Source organism: Lachnospiraceae bacterium KGMB03038, from assembly GCA_007361935.1.
Lineage (GTDB): Bacteria > Bacillota > Clostridia > Lachnospirales > Lachnospiraceae > Massilistercora.
Window position 1 is genome coordinate 2,716,331 of the sequence record CP041667.1, and the last position, 17,081, is coordinate 2,733,411.

General features: G+C 50.5%; 16 protein-coding genes and 1 tRNA gene. 5 read left to right on the plus strand and 12 right to left on the minus strand.

The genetic code is table 11. The features are described from left to right. Positions 1–71: 71 nt before the first annotated feature. The gene (gene yedF, locus FND36_13335) at positions 72–677 is read right to left on the minus strand and encodes a sulfurtransferase-like selenium metabolism protein YedF (protein QDW74942.1); all 606 of its coding nucleotides are present in this window, start codon (positions 675–677) and stop codon (positions 72–74) included. A gap of 131 nt (positions 678–808) precedes the next feature. Next, entirely contained in the window at positions 809–1,474 is a 666-nt protein-coding gene (locus FND36_13340; protein ID QDW74943.1) for a PHP domain-containing protein, read from the minus strand. Between the two features lie 192 nt (positions 1,475–1,666). Here FND36_13340 and FND36_13345 point away from each other — a divergent pair, with 192 nt between their 5' ends. Both FND36_13345 and FND36_13350 read left to right on the plus strand, forming a co-directional pair. Next, positions 1,667–2,527: an SAM-dependent methyltransferase gene (locus tag FND36_13345; GenBank protein ID QDW74944.1), complete on the plus strand. Its 861-nt coding sequence runs from the start codon at positions 1,667–1,669 to the stop codon at positions 2,525–2,527. 93 nt (positions 2,528–2,620) lie between these two features. Further along, positions 2,621–2,782 carry a rubredoxin gene (locus FND36_13350; GenBank protein ID QDW74945.1) on the plus strand — a complete coding sequence of 54 codons (162 nt, stop codon included), beginning with the start codon at positions 2,621–2,623 and terminating at the stop codon, positions 2,780–2,782. 41 nt (positions 2,783–2,823) lie between these two features. On the opposite strand, the gene FND36_13355 is transcribed toward FND36_13350, so the two are convergent. Together FND36_13355 and FND36_13360 are read right to left on the minus strand one after the other, a co-directional pair. Further along, complete coding sequence (locus FND36_13355; GenBank protein QDW74946.1) at positions 2,824–3,477, minus strand: HAD family phosphatase; 654 nt, start codon at positions 3,475–3,477, stop codon at positions 2,824–2,826. A gap of 5 nt (positions 3,478–3,482) precedes the next feature. Next, positions 3,483–3,995 carry a GNAT family N-acetyltransferase gene (locus FND36_13360; GenBank protein QDW74947.1) on the minus strand — a complete coding sequence of 171 codons (513 nt, stop codon included), beginning with the start codon at positions 3,993–3,995 and terminating at the stop codon, positions 3,483–3,485. A 76-nt stretch (positions 3,996–4,071) separates the two neighbouring features. Here FND36_13360 and FND36_13365 point away from each other — a divergent pair, with 76 nt between their 5' ends. Continuing rightward, on the plus strand, positions 4,072–4,602 hold the full coding sequence (locus FND36_13365) for a phosphodiesterase (protein QDW74948.1): 531 nt from the start codon (positions 4,072–4,074) through the stop codon (positions 4,600–4,602). A 24-nt stretch (positions 4,603–4,626) separates the two neighbouring features. Here the strand turns inward: FND36_13365 and FND36_13370 are convergent, their stop codons facing one another. The 8 genes from FND36_13370 to FND36_13405 form a co-directional block, all read right to left on the minus strand. Then, positions 4,627–7,068, minus strand: a complete 2,442-nt coding sequence (locus tag FND36_13370; GenBank protein ID QDW74949.1) for a cation-translocating P-type ATPase — start codon at positions 7,066–7,068, stop codon at positions 4,627–4,629. A 102-nt stretch (positions 7,069–7,170) separates the two neighbouring features. Beyond that, on the minus strand, positions 7,171–10,404 hold the full coding sequence (locus tag FND36_13375; GenBank protein QDW74950.1) for an AAA family ATPase: 3,234 nt from the start codon (positions 10,402–10,404) through the stop codon (positions 7,171–7,173). A gap of 14 nt (positions 10,405–10,418) precedes the next feature. Next, positions 10,419–11,324, minus strand: a complete 906-nt coding sequence (locus tag FND36_13380; GenBank protein QDW74951.1) for a 4Fe-4S binding protein — start codon at positions 11,322–11,324, stop codon at positions 10,419–10,421. 129 nt (positions 11,325–11,453) lie between these two features. Next, positions 11,454–12,038: a TlpA family protein disulfide reductase gene (locus FND36_13385; GenBank protein QDW74952.1), complete on the minus strand. Its 585-nt coding sequence runs from the start codon at positions 12,036–12,038 to the stop codon at positions 11,454–11,456. A 34-nt stretch (positions 12,039–12,072) separates the two neighbouring features. Then, positions 12,073–12,717, minus strand: a complete 645-nt coding sequence (locus FND36_13390) for an endonuclease III (GenBank protein ID QDW74953.1) — start codon at positions 12,715–12,717, stop codon at positions 12,073–12,075. 17 nt (positions 12,718–12,734) lie between these two features. Next, the gene (locus tag FND36_13395) at positions 12,735–13,838 is read right to left on the minus strand and encodes a DUF362 domain-containing protein (protein QDW74954.1); all 1,104 of its coding nucleotides are present in this window, start codon (positions 13,836–13,838) and stop codon (positions 12,735–12,737) included. A 113-nt stretch (positions 13,839–13,951) separates the two neighbouring features. Further along, positions 13,952–14,024, minus strand: a tRNA-Ala gene (locus tag FND36_13400). 46 nt (positions 14,025–14,070) lie between these two features. Next, positions 14,071–15,309 (minus strand): threonine/serine exporter family protein, encoded by a 1,239-nt coding sequence (locus tag FND36_13405; GenBank protein ID QDW74955.1) that lies wholly within the window; start codon positions 15,307–15,309, stop codon positions 14,071–14,073. Positions 15,310–15,617: 308 nt separating this feature from the next. On the opposite strand from FND36_13405, the gene FND36_13410 reads away from it, so the two are divergent. Further along, a complete protein-coding gene (locus FND36_13410) occupies positions 15,618–16,505 on the plus strand; it encodes a LysR family transcriptional regulator (protein QDW74956.1) in 888 nt (295 codons plus the stop codon). 80 nt (positions 16,506–16,585) lie between these two features. Further along, complete coding sequence (locus FND36_13415) at positions 16,586–16,936, plus strand: MerR family transcriptional regulator (GenBank protein ID QDW74957.1); 351 nt, start codon at positions 16,586–16,588, stop codon at positions 16,934–16,936. Positions 16,937–17,081 lie beyond the last annotated feature (145 nt).

The following is a 17,081-nucleotide window of genomic DNA, read 5'->3' on the forward strand; positions in this document are numbered from 1 at the left end:
CTGCATGTTCTCTTTAGAAAAAAGCGGACCTCTGCTGACACAGAGGTCCGCTCCCTATAAATTCTTGTATCCTATGGTCTTATGATCCTGCCAGCGCCAGCCATAGCCTCAACAATACTGTACATATTTGTGACGCCGCCTACCACAAGTTTCTCTTTCAGTCCATAGTAATCCAAACAGGTCCCACATGTCAAGATTTCTACGCCCTGTGCCTCCAGAGATTTCAGATCTTCCAGGGAATCCGATCCTTCTGTGGTCAGAGTCGCCCCGCCGTTATAGAACAGCATAGTCTTTGGCAGCTGGTCCAACTGTGTAACAGCAAAAATAAAAGATTTCATCAATACCTTGCCCAGTTCATCGTTTCCTTCTCCCATACGGTCAGAAGAAACAACAACGATCGTGCTGCTCCTGGCATCCGGAGCACATGCCGGGTCTTCTTCCTGAACGTTCTCCGGCGCTCCCTGCATCTGGATCGTTACTTTAAAGCTGGCTTCGCCAAGCTTCTCTGAAGAAACTTCTCCGCCCGCGCCTTTTGCCATCTTCGTTACATTCTGGACCGCGATCTCATTGTCTACCAGGACTTCGATAGTCTCCGGCCCGGTGAGCGCGTCCATTGCTTTCTTTGTCTTGATGACTGGGATTGGACAATTATCTCCCATTGCGTTTACTGTGATCATGTAAATTCCACCTTTCTTTTTCCTAATCCCATCCACTTTTTCGCAGTTATAGATTATTTTATCACCAACATTTGAAAAGGTAAACGGGTTTTTCTACATTTCCAATAATCGTTTGTCCCTATCCCGCCAGGCTATACCGCGTCAGCCAAGCGGCGGTCCAGCGCGTTAAGGGCGCCTTGGGGAACCCTGTGATAAGTTCCATTGGCATAGTAAGCCGGCTCCATCTTTCCCTCACGGAACACAGACAGGAATTCGTCCATCCCGCGGACTTCCTTCGGGAACCAGGTGGCGTATACGCCCACCTTCTCCGGAACATGGCAGTCGCTGGCGCCCAGAGTGAAAAGTCCCAGTTCCCTAGCATATCTCTCAGCCCTCTGGCACGCCTCCAGAGAAGTGCTGCCGTTCAGGACTTCCAGTCCGTCTAATCCTCTTACCCAGCGCAGATTCTCTTCCAGCCCCCTGTTATTATTGCGGAAAGGATGCGCGGCGAAGCAGACTCCATTCTGAGCCTTCACCAGATCAATGAATTCCTGTGCATCTACTCGTTTCTTAGGGTAGTCTTCTATTCCAAAAGCCACGATATCACCCTGCAGCGAAAAAAACTCAATTCCCACAAAAATCGGATAATCTACCCTGCGGGAATATTCTTCCGCGTATTCCTTCAGTCCCATGCTGTCATGGTCAGTAATACAGACCGCTCCAAGCCCTTTCTCTCTGGCGATCTCCACGATCTGTTCCAGTCTCAGAAAGCTGTCTTTGGAATAAGTCATTTCATGCATATGCATATCGATAAACATGAGCGTTTTCCCTCCGTTCTATATGCGCTTCGCAGTTTCAATTACCCTTATTCCATTATATAAATACCGGCCCCAGCCTTCAAATAGAGTTTTTTTATATATGGCTCTATTTATAGATATTTTCAATACTTCCATTTTCCGCGCTGTCATGCTATAATGCAGAAAGACAAGAGGAAAGAAAGAGGTCAGGATATGTGGGTCGCCGACAATTGGAAAGATTATGAAGTATTAGACTGCAGCAAAGGGGAAAAACTGGAACGATGGGGAACATATCTCCTGGTCCGCCCAGATCCTCAGGTGATCTGGGACACCCCCAAGAAAGATCCTGGCTGGAAAAATAAGAACGGCCATTACCATCGCAGCAAAAAAGGCGGCGGTGAGTGGGAATTCTTTCATCTTCCCAAACAGTGGCAGATCCATTATGGGGACTTAACCTTTAATCTGAAGCCATTCAGCTTCAAACATACCGGACTTTTCCCGGAGCAGGCTGTGAACTGGGACTGGTGCTCTGATAAGATCAAAAACGCGGGCCGTCCCATCAAAGTCCTGAATTTATTCGCCTACACCGGAGGCGCCACACTGGCCGCCGCCGCGGCAGGTGCGAGCGTCACCCATGTGGACGCTTCCAAAGGGATGGTCACCTGGGCTAAGGAAAACGCCGCTTCTTCCGGCCTTTCCGACCGTCCGATCCGTTGGCTGGTAGACGACTGTGTGAAATTTGTAGAGCGGGAGATCCGCAGAGGAAACCACTATGACGGCATCATCATGGATCCCCCTTCTTACGGCAGAGGACCTAAGGGGGAAATCTGGAAGATCGAAGACGCCATCCACCCGCTGATCAAACTGTGCGCCCGGCTTCTGTCCGACAGGCCCTTGTTTTTCCTGATCAATTCCTATACCACAGGGCTTGCTCCGGCAGTTTTGACTTATATGCTCAGTACAGAATTAAAAAAGGTTCCGGGCCATGTGGAATCCCAGGAGATCGGACTTCCTGTCCGCGACAGCGGTCTTGTGCTCCCCTGCGGCGCTTCCGGCCGGTGGGAAGCCAGATAACAAAACGATTCCTGCAGTCTTCGGCCCATACCGCGTATGCGCCTTGGATTGTGGAAATAAATTTTAATCAAATCAAACAAGGAGGAAATCGTAATGCAGAAATATGTATGTGAACCATGCGGATATGTCTATGATCCTGAAGTTGGTGATCCTGATAATGGAATCGCTCCTGGAACCGCTTTCGAGGATATCCCGGAGGACTGGGTTTGTCCGATCTGCGGCGTCGGCAAAGACATGTTTGCGCCAGAAGCTTAAGAAATTTGAGGCCGGCAGTTTTGCCGGCCTTGTTCTTTTCTCTATTTCAGTTCTTCCAGCAGTCCCTTTACTTCCCAGAGACTTTTACATACCGCGTAGGCCATCTTCCTTATCTCTTCTGTCGGTTCCACCAGATCAGGCACCATGACAGGTATCATCCCAGCCCTGCTGGCCGAGCGGATCCCTGCCGGGGAATCTTCCAGCGCCATACACTCCCCCGGTGACACGCCGATCTTCCGGCAGGCCGCCAGATAAATCTCCGGGTCCGGTTTCGCCTTGGTCACCATATCTCCAAAGACGCCTCCGTCAAAATATTTATAAATGCGGGCCTGTATCAGATTCCCTTTGGCATAATCGCCGCTGGAAGATGTAGCTATGCCCACCTTATAACCTTCTGCTTTTACATATTCCAGAAGTTCTCTGGCCCCTGTTTTCATAGGAAGGCCCTCTTCTTCCACAATCCGGACAAACGCCTTTCTATTTCGCCTTCCAAATTCCTCAAAAGGGAAATCCTCCCCGATCGCTCTGGCAAAATACTCATTTCTCCCTTTCCGGTTCATCCCCAGCGTATGATAGATATGACTCCCCATATCAGGGATTCCCAATTCTCTTCCTGCCGTTTCCCATGCCCGCTGTACGATCCGTTCCGAGTCAAAAAGAAGTCCGTCCATATCAAATACGATTCCATGGATCATAGCAGTCACACCCGCTTACAGAACACATACCGGGGCAGGCCGCCGTATTTCAGCCCTTCGTCTACGATATCATATTCCAGCTTCAGGAAATTATTTACACTGTATGTATTGTCCGGATGGGCCGTCCCCATAAGATAATGATAGGGCATATCCCGAAGGATCTCTTCCGCTTTGCACATGAGGCTCTTCTGGATCCCTCTCCCGCGATACTCCGGCAGGACTGCCGCCGTCTCCATATGGGCCACTTGCTTCATTTCTTCATCTGAAAGAGACAGATGGACTCCCAGATTATCATGTTCTTCTCCTGGGAATCGAACCGACAAGAATCCGGCCATACATCCGTCTTCTTCTGCTTTTAAAGTAAACCCTTTCTCTTCGATATGCTGGCGGGTAAATTCCTCTGTGTCCATGAAAAACCATTCCTCATCCTTCACCAATCGGTTCGCCGTCTCCATGATCTCCATGATCTTGGGAACATCCTCATAAGAAGCCCGGCTTATTCTCAGTCTCTTGTCCATCCTTCTCTCCTTTGAATCTTGATTTATTTATGGTAAACTATACCCGTACACTTTATAAAAAAGCGAGGTATTGATTATGAAACTGATGATCGCATCGGATATCCACGGATCCGCCAAATACTGCCGGAAGATGGTGGAAGCCTACCGCCGGGAAAAAGCGGACCGGCTTCTGCTGCTCGGCGACCTGCTTTATCACGGTCCCCGCAATGACCTTCCGGAAGAATATGATCCCAAGGCTGTGATCGCTCTTTTGAACCCTCTGAAGCAAGATCTGCTCTGTGTCCGCGGCAACTGTGACTGCGATGTAGACCAGATGGTTTTAGAATTCCCCATCCTTGCGGAATACTGCCTGCTGGACCTGGATGGACAGACAATCTTCGCCACCCACGGCCATGTGTACCATCCCGGGAATCTTCCCATGCTAAAAGAGGGCGACATCCTTTTGAATGGTCACACACACGTGCCCGCCAATCAGGACATGGGCGGCTATACTTACATGAATCCGGGTTCCGTCTCTATCCCCAAGGAAGGATCTGCTCGCGGGTACATGATCTATGATCATGTTTTTATCTGGAAAGATCTAGACGGAAATATCCTGGATATCTGATCCTCCCCAGAGCGGCCTGATGTTTCAGGCCGTCTTCTTTTTTTTGTTAACCATTTTCTGAAATAAGTTCCTTAATCCGCTCACCAGCATAGTCAGATAACGCAGCACCGGTTCTGTGGCAATGGAGAATACCACAAACAGCATGATACATTCTGTGGACATTCCGCTGATGGCAAATAACTCCGGCAGGAAAATGCTGCAGCCTAACAGCCCTGCCACGGATATAACCCACACGATCCCTCGGATCACATTCATGGGCTGACAGATCCTGAACAAGATCAGGAATCCTACGATGGCCAGCAGCATAGTAGCCGCCGTAGAAATATCGGAAGAAGCTACTCCAAAAGTCTGGCCAAATACCACCAGCGCTCCTACCGCTATCACATCGGTCAGTCCGGCAGGAAGCGCTTTCAGGAATACGTTCGTCAGGAAACGTCCCTGAATCAGCTCTTTGTTTGGCTGGAGAGCCAGGAAGAATGCCGGAACGCCGATGGTAAACATACTGATCAAAGAAACCTGGGATGGTTCCAATGGATAAGTGATCATAAATACGACCGAGAACAAGGACAGCAGGAAGGAAAAAATGTTCTTCACCAGGAACAGGCTTGCCGACCGCTGGATGTTATTGACCACTCTTCTCCCTTCCAATACCACCGATGGCATACAGGCAAAATTAGATTCCAGCAGGACCACTTGAGATGCCTGCACCGCCGCATCGCTTCCGGATGCCATCGCCACGCTGCAGTCCGCGTCTTTCAACGCCAGTACGTCGTTGACTCCATCTCCCGTCATCGCTACCGTCCGGCCCTGGGATTTCAGCGCCTGGACAAACTGGCGCTTCTGAGCCGGAGTCACACGCCCAAATACTGTATATCTGGCAACCGCGTTCTGGATATCTTCTTCCGTCTGCAAAGTAGTGGCGTCCACATATTCTTCCGCCCCCGCGATTCCAGCTTCTTTTGCCACTTCTGACACTGTCATCGGGTTATCCCCTGAAATCACCTTCACTTCCACTCCCTGCTCTTCAAAATAAGCAAAGGTCTCCGGCGCCTCTTTACGCACGGGATTCGCCAGGAGAACATACCCTAGGGGCGTCACTTTTTCGGACAGTCTCTGGCCTTCTGTGATACTGCCGCAGGTTCCAAACACCAGTACCCGGTATCCTCTTCTGGCATAATTCATGATCTGAGACTCATACGCGCCATACTCTTCCCGCAGAACAAATTCCGGCGCTCCCAGCACATATGCCTGATCCTCGAAAGAAACGCCGCTGTATTTTGTAACAGAAGTAAACGGAGTCACCTTCACAGGCGCCTTTCCGGTCCCCTCTGTAAAAAATTCTTTCATTGCTTCCATAGTAGCGTTATCGCTGCTCATAGGCTTTACCAGATCGCCCACCATCTTAGCCAATTCCGGCATTTTCTCCCCATCGTAATGCTCCGTGGGAACCAGTTTCTTCACACTCATGCTATTCTCTGTGATGGTTCCTGTCTTGTCCACACACAGCACGTTGACCCGCGCCAGCGTCTCAATGCTCCGCATATCATGCAGCAGCACCTTCTTCTGGGCCAGCCTGATAGAGCTGACCGCCAGCGCCACGCTGGCCAGCAGATACAATCCCTCGGGGATCATACCGATCACCGCGGCCACCATAGATACGATGCTGTCCCGGAACGTCTCGTGGTTAAAAAAGAACCCCTGGACAAACAGCAGAGTTCCGATAGGGATCAAAGCCATTCCCACAAATTTGACCAGCTTGTCCAGGGAGCGGATCATTTCTGATTTCTCTCCCTTCTTGATCGCCTTGGCTTCCAGTGTCAATTTTGAAATATAGGAATCTGGTCCCACATTCTCCAATCTGGAATAACATTCCCCGGATACAATGAAACTTCCTGACATCAGATGATCCCCGGGCTTCTTCACGATCTCGTCAGACTCACCGGTCAGAAGAGACTCGTTGACCCGGACTTCGCCGGCCGCGACCTGCGCGTCCGCGCACACCTGGTTTCCCGCTTTAAAGACTACGATATCATCCAATACCAAGTCTTCCGAATCAATGGATGTCATCTTTCCATCCCGAATCACCAGGGCATGCGGCGCATTGAGCATGTTCAGCTTCTCCAGCACATTTTTTGCCCGCACCTCCTGGATGATCCCGATCAGGGTATTGATGATGACCACCGGCATAAAAGTCAGACTCCGAAAGGATCCCACCAGACAGACTAATACTGCCAGCACAGTAAAGATCAAGTTAAAATATGTGAATACATTTTCATGAATGATTTCTTTCGTTGTCTGGGCCGGCGGATCCACCGGTATATTGGACCATCCGGCGGCCATATGTTCCGCCGCCTGGGCGCTTGTCAGACCATCCCGGTAATCCGGCTGATACCGGGTGATCGGACTCCTTTCTATCTCATAAGTCTCGATTTCCTTTTGATTTGCGCGCTTAAAGCCTATCCCCATACTATTTCCTCCTTAGGGGTTGTGTCTGGAAGTATTATACCCCCAAAAATTGGCATTTTCTATAAACACTTTCTTAAAATTCTGTGATTTTTCAAGTTGCGGTTACGAAAGAAACTCAAACAGACTCATCTGCCTTCCGTTTTCTTCCCTTTTCCTTCCCGCCGTCTTTTCTCTGGTCATCTGTTTCTCATCTAAGTCTTTCAAAAACGGGGTTTCTTCCTGGCAGCAGGTAAGGATCAGCTCTTCTTTTGCCCGTGTCATCCCCACATACAGCAGACGCCGCTCTTCTTCCAGGTCTGCAGGATATCTGCTGCTCTCATAGGGAATCATCCCTTCTTCCGCTCCGGCCACGATGACCGCCGGAAATTCCAGGCCTTTCGCTCCATGGAGGGTCATCAGCGTCACTGCATCCGCCTGGTACTCCCTGCCGCCGCAGCGGCGGATATCGCTTTCCACTCCTGTCTCCAGGGCTTCCAGGAATTCGTCCATCCTCTCGTAGAACATGGAGGCGTGCAGCAGTTTCTCCATTTCTTTCCGTTTCTCCAGGCCAAGATCGGCGATCCAGCGCTTCAGGATTTCTTCCGGCGTTTCTTTCTCCAGCAGCGGCTGGTACTGCTGTGCCATGGATCTGTAGATTTCCTCTGTCAGTTCTCCGGGGAACAGATGCAGCAAATGCTTCATGGCCCGTTCCTGAAGAGTGGAATTCTCCGGCTCTGTCAGGCTGCGGAAGAATTCTTCCGTTCCTGCCACACTGCGTTCCAGCAGATAATCTTCTCTCCCTGTCACTACATAGGGGATTCCTTCCGTTCTAAGGCAGGTCTCCAAAAGAAGCGCCTGCCGGTGGGTCCGGTATAAAACCGCAATATCTCCAAAGCCTCTGACTTTTCTTGGCCTTCCCGTAAAGGCTTCCTGAGCTTCCAACATTCCCATCCCGCCTGTCAGACGGTTGATCTCCTTTGCGATGAAGATCCCTTCTTCCTTCCTGCTCCCCGCCCGGACCATCCGCACGGGAACTCCATCTTCCCGAATCGCCGCTAATGTCCGGGTTCCTCCAGGATTGGCGGAGATCATCCGACAGGCAGGAAGGAGGATCTGGGGCGTAGACCGGTAATTTTCTTCCAGTGTCACCTGGAAGATCTCCCCGCAGGCTTTCCGGCAGTCTTCACTCATCCGTTCAAAACAGCTTCCATCCGCGCCCCGGAATCCATAGATGGACTGGTCCTTATCACCGATCACAAACAATTCCTTCCCGTCCCGGTTCCATGCCTGGACCAGACGGTACTGCAAGGGGCTGATATCCTGAAACTCGTCGATGAGCAGGCAGGAGAAAACCGTCCGGTCTGCTTCCGGTGTCTTGGCAGTCTCCAGCGCCTTTAAAAGAATATCGTCAAAGTCCAGAAGGCCTTCTTCCTGAAGCCCTCTCTGGTATTCTGCAAACGCGTCTTCCTCTGCCCTTTCTTTTTCGCTTTCCGGCTGCCTGTTCCCGCCGTCTTTACCTGGCTCTCCAAGCTTCGTCTTATAGGCGGACAATTCATCCAGGAATTCTCCCGGTTTCCATTCCAACCCAAAAGCTTTGACCACCTCGGCCGCCCGGTCTCTTGCTTCCAGTTCTCCGATCAAAGTCCCCTCTATCCCATGGGCTTTCAGGAAACGCAAAGCCACATGATGGAAGGTTCCCACCTGGACCTTATCCGCCTTCCGCTTTCCAAGGACCTTTTGCAGGCGGGCCTTGACTTCCGCGGCCGCCCGGTTGGTAAAGGTAACTGCCGTGATCTGCCCTGGCTCTATTTCCCGCTCCTTTAGAAGATACAAAAGATGGGCGATCAAAGTCTGGGTTTTGCCCGTCCCCGGCCCCGCGGTCACCGCAGTCACTCGCGCAGAGGCCGCGGCCGCCTGCTCCTGCTTTTGGTTCAGGCGGATTCCTTCTCCCACTCTTTCACTGGCCCTTCCCGTCTCTCTCCTTCGCCCCTTCCCTCTGGTCTTTTCTCCTTTTCGGGGCTTTTCCTCTGTTTCGGTTTTGCCAGCTTCCTCTTTCTCCCCTTCCTCCGGCATCTGGATCCCGGCCATCTGGAAGAGGTTCATCTGGCCGTCCGGATTCTCCATCTCATCTTTCGTAAAAAGCCGGATCGTCCCGTATTCTCCATCGTATCCCGGTATCCGCTCCACCTTTCCTTCTCTCAGCCTGCGGATTCCCTCCGCGATCAAGCGGCCGCCTGACCGTCTGATCTCTTCCACCGGGATTTCCCGAAGAATTGAAAATTCCGGTCCCAATTCTTTTAACAGCTTCTCATATTCTCTCTGCACCGCTTTACTGGCAGAAGAGTGTCCCAGCGCCGCCCCGATCACTTCTGGCAGAGGCACCAGACTCTCAAATGGTTTCCCCTCTTCCCGGATATATCCTTCCGGCCGGTCGGAGAGCTGTTGGACCCTGTGGGCCACGCCGATGGTCAGCTTCTTCTGGCATACCGGACAGATCCCCTGATACTCATCTGTCTCCAAAGGCGTCAGGCACAAATGACATTTTCGATGGCCGTCATAGTGATATTTCCCTTCTTCCGGGAAAAACTCGATCGTTCCATACAGCCCTTCTCCCGTCTCCACTGCTTTCTTTAATCCTGGATAGGACAATTCACTGTTCAGAAGGTTGGCTTCCCTTCCAAGCTTCGCGGGGGAATGGGCGTCAGAATTTGAGATCAGCTGATAGCGGTCCAGGGCGGACACCCGCCAGTTCATAGGCGGATCTGAGGAAAGCCCGGTTTCCACCGCGTGGATATGGCCTGACAGATCCTCGAAACACTCTTCCACACTGTCAAACCCAGAAAATGCTCCAAACATAGAGAAATGAGGCGTCCAGATATGAGCCGGCACATAGATTGAGTCCGGGCACAGCTCCAGCAGGATCTCCAGAAGATCGTGACAGTCCAGTCCCAGGATCGGCCGTCCGTCAGAATGAATATTGCCGATCGCTTCCAGCTTGCGGGAGATTTCCTCCGCTTCCGAAAGACCTGGAAGCAGGATCAGGCTGTGGACTTTTCGCACCTTATCCCGCTTCTTATAGATAGAACTGATCTCTCCCGTGATCACAAACCTTGGCTCCTGCGCTCCCGCCACACTGTCATCCTTGATCTTGTACGATTCTTTCAGCCGGTAGAGTCCCTCGCCGGCAGGCTCTAATTTTTCTTCCAGTTCTTCCCGCCAGGCCGGATGGGTGAAATCTCCGGTCCCGACCAACTGGATTCCCTTTCTCCTTGCCCACAAGTCCAGATGCTCCGGCGTGCAGTCCTTGCTGGTAGCTCTGGAATAGCGGGAATGAATATGCAGATCCGCAATATACAACTCATCATCTCCTACTATATCTTTTGTTCTCTTTTTCTTCCCGCGGCCCCCGCCCGGCGGATCGCCCCTTGGGGGCAGGCTCTCAGACAGTCTCCGCACCGGATACATTCTCTGCTGTTTGGCTGTTCCCAGACCTTGATATCCATTTTGCAGACAGAGGCGCATCTGCCGCATTTAGTACACTTCTCCTGCTGGATCTGATACCGGTAGAGAGCCGCTGGATTGAACAGGCTGTAGATCGCCCCCAGCGGACACAGATATTTGCAGAATGGGCGGTACACCCACAGCGCCAGTATGATAATGGCTGTCAGGATTCCCATTTTCCAGGCAAACAGCGTTCCTATGGCATCCCGCAGGATTTCATTGGAAGCCACCAACGGAATCCCAGCCATCAGTGTACCGGAGGGACAGATATACTTACAAAACCAGGGACTGCCCTGGCCTACCATATCTACTATCACAGAGGGCAGCAGGATCACAAACAGCACCAGGATCACATATTTCAGCCAGACCAGCTTCTTATGTCCCGGAAGGTTCTTCCGCTTTCGAAAAAAAGGGATCCGGTACAGCAGATCTTGGATAAGTCCAAAGGGACAGAGCCATCCGCAGATAAATCTTCCGAATACAGATCCCGCGAAAATCAGGAATCCCACCACATAAAAAGAAAACCGGTAATCCCTGCTGCCAAGCACCGACTGCAGAGCGCCGATGGGACAAGATCCCAGCGCTCCCGGACAGGAATAACAGTTTAAGCCTGGCACGCAGACTGCTTTGCCAGGCCCTCTGTAGATCCTGCCGGTAAGAAATCCCAGGAAATATCCGTTAGTCAGAGCCGCGGCTCCAATCTGGACCCACAGCCGGATTCCTGTTCTTCCTTTCTTCTTTCCTTGATGGTTCTTTGACTGATCACCCAATTCCAATACACTCCAGACATAGATTCACTGCTTTGATCATGACTTCTTCCGCCTCTCCGCGGAAAATCCCGATCCCAATGCACAAAACGCCTGCTGCCAGGAGAAAGACCTGCAGCAGGCGAAGGCGTTTTCCTGTCATTGCCGCACCTCGCTTAATTTTTCCTCAATGATCTGCGCCCATTCTTCTTTATTTCTCGCTCCCGCATATGCCTTTCCCACCATATTTCCTTCCTGGTCTACAAAGATGGTGGTCGGCACCGCGCTTACCATACTTAAGATCCCGCTTTGCAATTCCGCGGAAGGGATCATATGCACATAATCCGCGCCCGTCTCCTCTATGATCTTAGCCGCCGCTTCATCTCCCGGATCCGACACATCACTGATCAGCCCCAGGATCTGTACTCCCTGATCCGCGTATTCCTGGTGAAGGCTGGCTAGTTCTGGCATTTCCTGGATACAAGGGCCGCAATAGGTGGCCCAGATATTTACCATGGAAAGTTCCGCCTGTCCAAACACATCCTGGGTCAAAGTCTCGCCGCTGACCGCGACCGTCTCAAAATCTCCAAAGATCTTCCCGTATTCTTCTTCAGAATCCTCCTCGGAAGACTCCTGCCCTGTCCCTACAGCTCCCGTCTCTTCTTCATTGTCGCCGGAAGCACAGGCGCCAAGCAGAATTGCCATGCTCAATGCCAATATGGCCCATATCCTGTTTTTCTTCATTTCTCACTCTCCGTCTATGTTTCTCTGTCTGCGGTTATTCCCGCTCTACGCCAGTTTTCTTACAGATATCCGCAAGGCAGCATCGGCCGCAGTTGGGCTTGGTCCTGGCCGTGCACACATCCCTTCCGTGGTAGACCAGCCTGTGGCAGAAATCACTTCCTTCCTCCGGAGGAATGATCTTCCACAAAGCCATCTCCACCTTCTTGGGTTCTTTGATCCCATCTACCAGACCGATCCGGTTTACCAGCCGGATACAGTGGGTGTCTGTAACGATAGCCGGTTCCCCGAACACGTCCCCCATGATCAAGTTGGCGCTTTTGCGCCCCACTCCCGGCAATTTCAACAGAGCGTTAAAATCCTTTGGAACCTTTCCTCCATATTCATCCCTGAGCATACGCATACAGGCGCTGATGTCTCTGGCTTTGCTTTTCCCCAGCCCGCAGGGCCGGATGATCTCCTCGATCTGTTCCGGCTCCGCCCCGGCAAGGGCCTCCATATCCGGATACTTTTTATATAAATCTTCCACTACCACGTTGACCCTGGCGTCCGTGCATTGGGCTGCCAGGCGCACGCTGACCAGCAGTTTCCATGCCTGGTCATAGTCCAGTGTACATCCCGCATCCGGATATTCTTTTTTTAACCGTTCAATCACTTCCAACGCTAGCTGCTTCTTTGTCATAAGTACTCCCGCCTTAATTATATCCTTACCAATTCATAATCCTGAGTCCCAAGCCCGATCTTCTCCGCATGTTCCAGACATACCCGCCAATCTGTGGTCGGCGCGGAATCAATAAAATGATCGTGGTGTACATGAGGCATCTCGTCTAACTGGCTGCCTGCGATCACCGGCTGGGCGTTTACCGCATCGGCGCATGCCCGGTCCAAAGCTACCGGGTCAAAAGAGGCGAACATTCCCACATCCGGCACGATGGGGATATCATTCTCCGCATGGCAGTCACAGTTGGGTGATACATCAATGACTAAGCTGATGTGGAAATGGGGCCGGTCTTTGACTACTGCCAGGCTATATTCCGCAATCTTTCTGTTCAGGATATCGTTAGACTCGTCATTGGACGCGCAGACCGCATCCTTGGGACAGACCCCGATACAGCGTCCGCAGCCCACACATTTATTCTGGTCGATCGAAGCTTTCTTATCCTTGATCGAAGGCGCATCGTGCGCGCAGACACGGATACAGTTGCCGCAGCCGATGCAGTTCTCCTGTTCCACGTAGGGTTTGCCCGCGCTGTGCATCTCCATTTTCCCGGCCCGTGAGCCGCAGCCCATGCCGATATTCTTTAAGGCTCCGCCAAATCCTGTGGATTCGTGTCCCTTAAAATGGCTCAGGGAGATAAATACATCCGCATCCATCACAGCTCTTCCGATCTTGGCTTCTTTTACATATTCGCCATCCACCGGGACCAGCGTCTCATCGGTTCCCTTCAGCCCGTCCCCGATCAGTACATGACATCTGGTGGAAAAGGGTGAGAATCCATTCTGGTAAGCAGAATCCAGGTGGTCCAGCGCATTTTTTCTTCCGCCAACATACAAGGTGTTACAATCTGTCAGGAATGGCTTCCCGCCCAGTTCTCTTACCGTATCTGTCACTACAGCCGCATAGTTTGGCCGCAGGAAGGCCAGGTTGCCAGGCTCTCCAAAATGCATCTTCACCGCCGTATATTTTCCATCGAAATCAATCTTGTCCATTCCTGCGGTCAGGATCAGACGCTTTAGTTTCTGCGGAAGATTCTCACTCAGCGTTGTTTTCATATTTGTAAAGTAAACTTTTGATTTCTCCATAATAGCTTCCCCCTAAGATATTCTGCGCTCATTATACCGCACATTCTGCACTTTTGCCACGCTTTTCCGCAAATATAAAAACCGGGCGGAAATCTTCCGCCCGGCCTCTGATCTGGAGCATACGGGATTCGAACCCGTGGCCTCCACAATGCGAATGTGGCGCGCTCCCAACTGCGCTAATGCCCCGCACGAGGTTCATTATACCACATCTCATCACAAAATGGAAGACCTATTATATTGCTTTTTTTCTTATCTGGTCATCTTTCTTTGTTGCGTACAATACACACCTGGAAACCACATCTACGATCAGGAATCCAAGCGCGATCCCCAGACACGTTTCCAGCAGCACCCATCCTTCCTGCTTCGCGAGAGCCACATCGCCGCTTACCCAGCCATACATCATATAATAGAGATTTGGTCCGGGAATCAGAGGGAAGGCGGAGGCCGTCAAAAATATGGTTGCCGGCGCTTTGTTGACCCTGGACATGATAAATGCGTAACCGGCTACGAAAACACCTCCCGCCATAGTAGCGACAAAGTTGCTGGGCCAGATTTCAAAAGTCAAAAGGTAGATAGCCCAAGTACAAAACGCTCCGATACTGGAGTAGAATACCTGTTTTCCTTTGATCTTAAACCACAGCGCAAATCCTGTACACGCAACCGTACAGGAGATCAGCTGTATGATCACATTTGGATTCAGCGTATATCCATCAGAATGTCCGCCGCCAAAAAGCCGCATAGCAATAGCAATACCAAAGGCGATCCCTGCCGCGCCCAGAATCGAATTCATAATATTGATCAGGCCGGAGATAAAATCTCTCTGGAGCACTTCCCGTATTCCATTGGTCGTACTGAGCGCGCTGATCAGAAGCATGACGATTCCTATCATGATCCGGTCCGGATGTGTCCCGATCCCTAAGATGGTCATGCCGATAATGATCGTCTCCGCAAGAAAAGCCAATATCAGGTTGTAGATCATAAGGTTGCTTTCCCGCTTTCCAAGCCAATTTCCCACAAATACGATCATGGCAGATACCAGCACCGCAACAATCCCATCTGTTATTCCGCAGCCAAAGAATACCGCGAATCCAGTCCCTCCCATGATTCCCGCCAGATATGTCACGATCGGCCGCTGTTCTTCCCGATTCATGACTTCCAGATATTTCTCATGCATTTCTTCCGCATCCGGCGTATTCTTACAGACATATCTGGCCAGATTGTTAAGATAATCCAGACGGTCATAATTAATGCCGGTAGATTCTATGTGGCGGATCTGCGTAAGGATCTCTCCTTCCGGCGTCTCCACCGTAATCTGTATATTACTCGGGATGGCAAACACATCATAGCGTTTAAATCCATAGCTCTTGCACATTCGGTACAGCGTGTCATCCAGCCTGAAATTCTCCGCCCCGCTGCACAGCATCGCCTCTCCGATATCAAGAATCCCTTCCAAAATCCGTTTGTAATCCATAATATCACGCACCCCCAGTCTGTTTCGTCTAGTCTCTTCGTTTCTGTAAATCCATGAGGACACTGATATGTTTTTCCTCCGCGCTTGACCGCGGACCATAACCCGTATCCAGAACACATTGTAGAGAATAACAGACAGGAATGCAATCTTTATTTTTATGATTTTTAAGAAACTTTTCCATGGCCTTTTTCACAGGTTTTTTCCCTATTTTTTATTATGAGGAAAATCGCTTGCCAGTCCAAAGCTTGTTCCCGTCCGCTCCGTATGCTAAACTGGAATCACAGGATCAGCAGGGAGGTATCTGTCATATGGAATTTCGTGTACTAAAATATTTTTTAATGGTAGCCAGGGAAGAGAATATCACCCATGCCGCCGAACTTCTTCACATCACGCAGCCTACCCTTTCCAGACAATTGATCCAGCTTGAGGAAGAACTGGGCGTAAAATTATTTCAGCGAAGCAAGCACCGGATTGTACTGACAGAAGAGGGAATCCTTCTCCGCCGCCGCGCCGAAGAGCTTGTCGCTTTATCTGAGAAGACCATAGAAGATATCCGGCATAAAGACAGCGAGATACTGGCAGGCACGATCATGATCGGAAGCGGTGAATTCAAAACTTCCCAATTTCTTGCGGAACTGATTTCCTCTTTTCACGAAAAATATCCGCAGGTTCAGTTTGAGTTATACAGCGGAAACGCGGACAATATCAAAGAACGGCTTGACCGGGGCCTTTTAGATATCGGACTTCTGGGGGAACCGGTGGACATTTCAAAATATCACTTTGCCCGTACGCCATTTAAAGAAAGCTGGGGAGTTCTTGTGCGTGAAGACTCGGTTCTCGCCGGCAAAACAGAAGTAACCCCGGAAGACCTGGTCCGCTTTCCGGTTATCATGACGCAGCGGGAAAGTGTCAAAAATGAGGTGTTAAACTGGTTTGGAGATTACGCGGACCAAATCAAAAGTATTGCCGCCGGAAATCTCCTCTATAATCTGACTGAACTTGCCAGATGCGGATTGGGCAGTATCATTACCATACAGATGAACTGCGCTTATGCCGGCCTGCGCTTTATTCCTTTCAGCCCAAGATTAGAGGCCGGAACCGTTCTTGTCTGGAAAAAGGGCCAGATTTTCTCCCAGGCTGCCGAAGCTTTTATTCAATATGCCAAGGAATACTTGGCAGGCATTTATAATGATTGAACATAAGCATTAGACGCGTTTTTATATAAGGATTACAATATAGGTGTCCAAAAATCCGACAGTCAAAAAGGAGGATGGAAATGACCATTGATGAAGCAAGCGAACGCTACAATATACCCCTCGATATTCTCCATGAATATGAGCAATGGGGACTGTGCGGCGCGGTCAAAAAGGTAATGGGGGCTTGGCAGTATGACGACACCGACCTGGAACATCTAAGTATGATCATGACTTTACATGATATCGGCTTTGAAACTTCTGAAATAGAAGTTTATATGAAGCTCCTGCTGGAGCGGGAAAACAGCAGGGACCAGCGGCTTAAGATTCTCGATCAGAAGCGGCGGACGCTCTTAGATGAAATTCATTTCCGTGAAAAGCAGTTGGGACATTTAGATTATCTCCGCTATCAGATCCGCAATGATCACAAATAGCTTTTCATTCTTACTTTTAATATCCTCTTAAGAAAATTTCTATTTCTTTTAGGAAGAAAACACATTTTGGTCACATTTCTTTTTTATACTGTATTACAGATAGTTGAACAGCACATCAACTATCTCCCCCCTCATTAAAGTAATG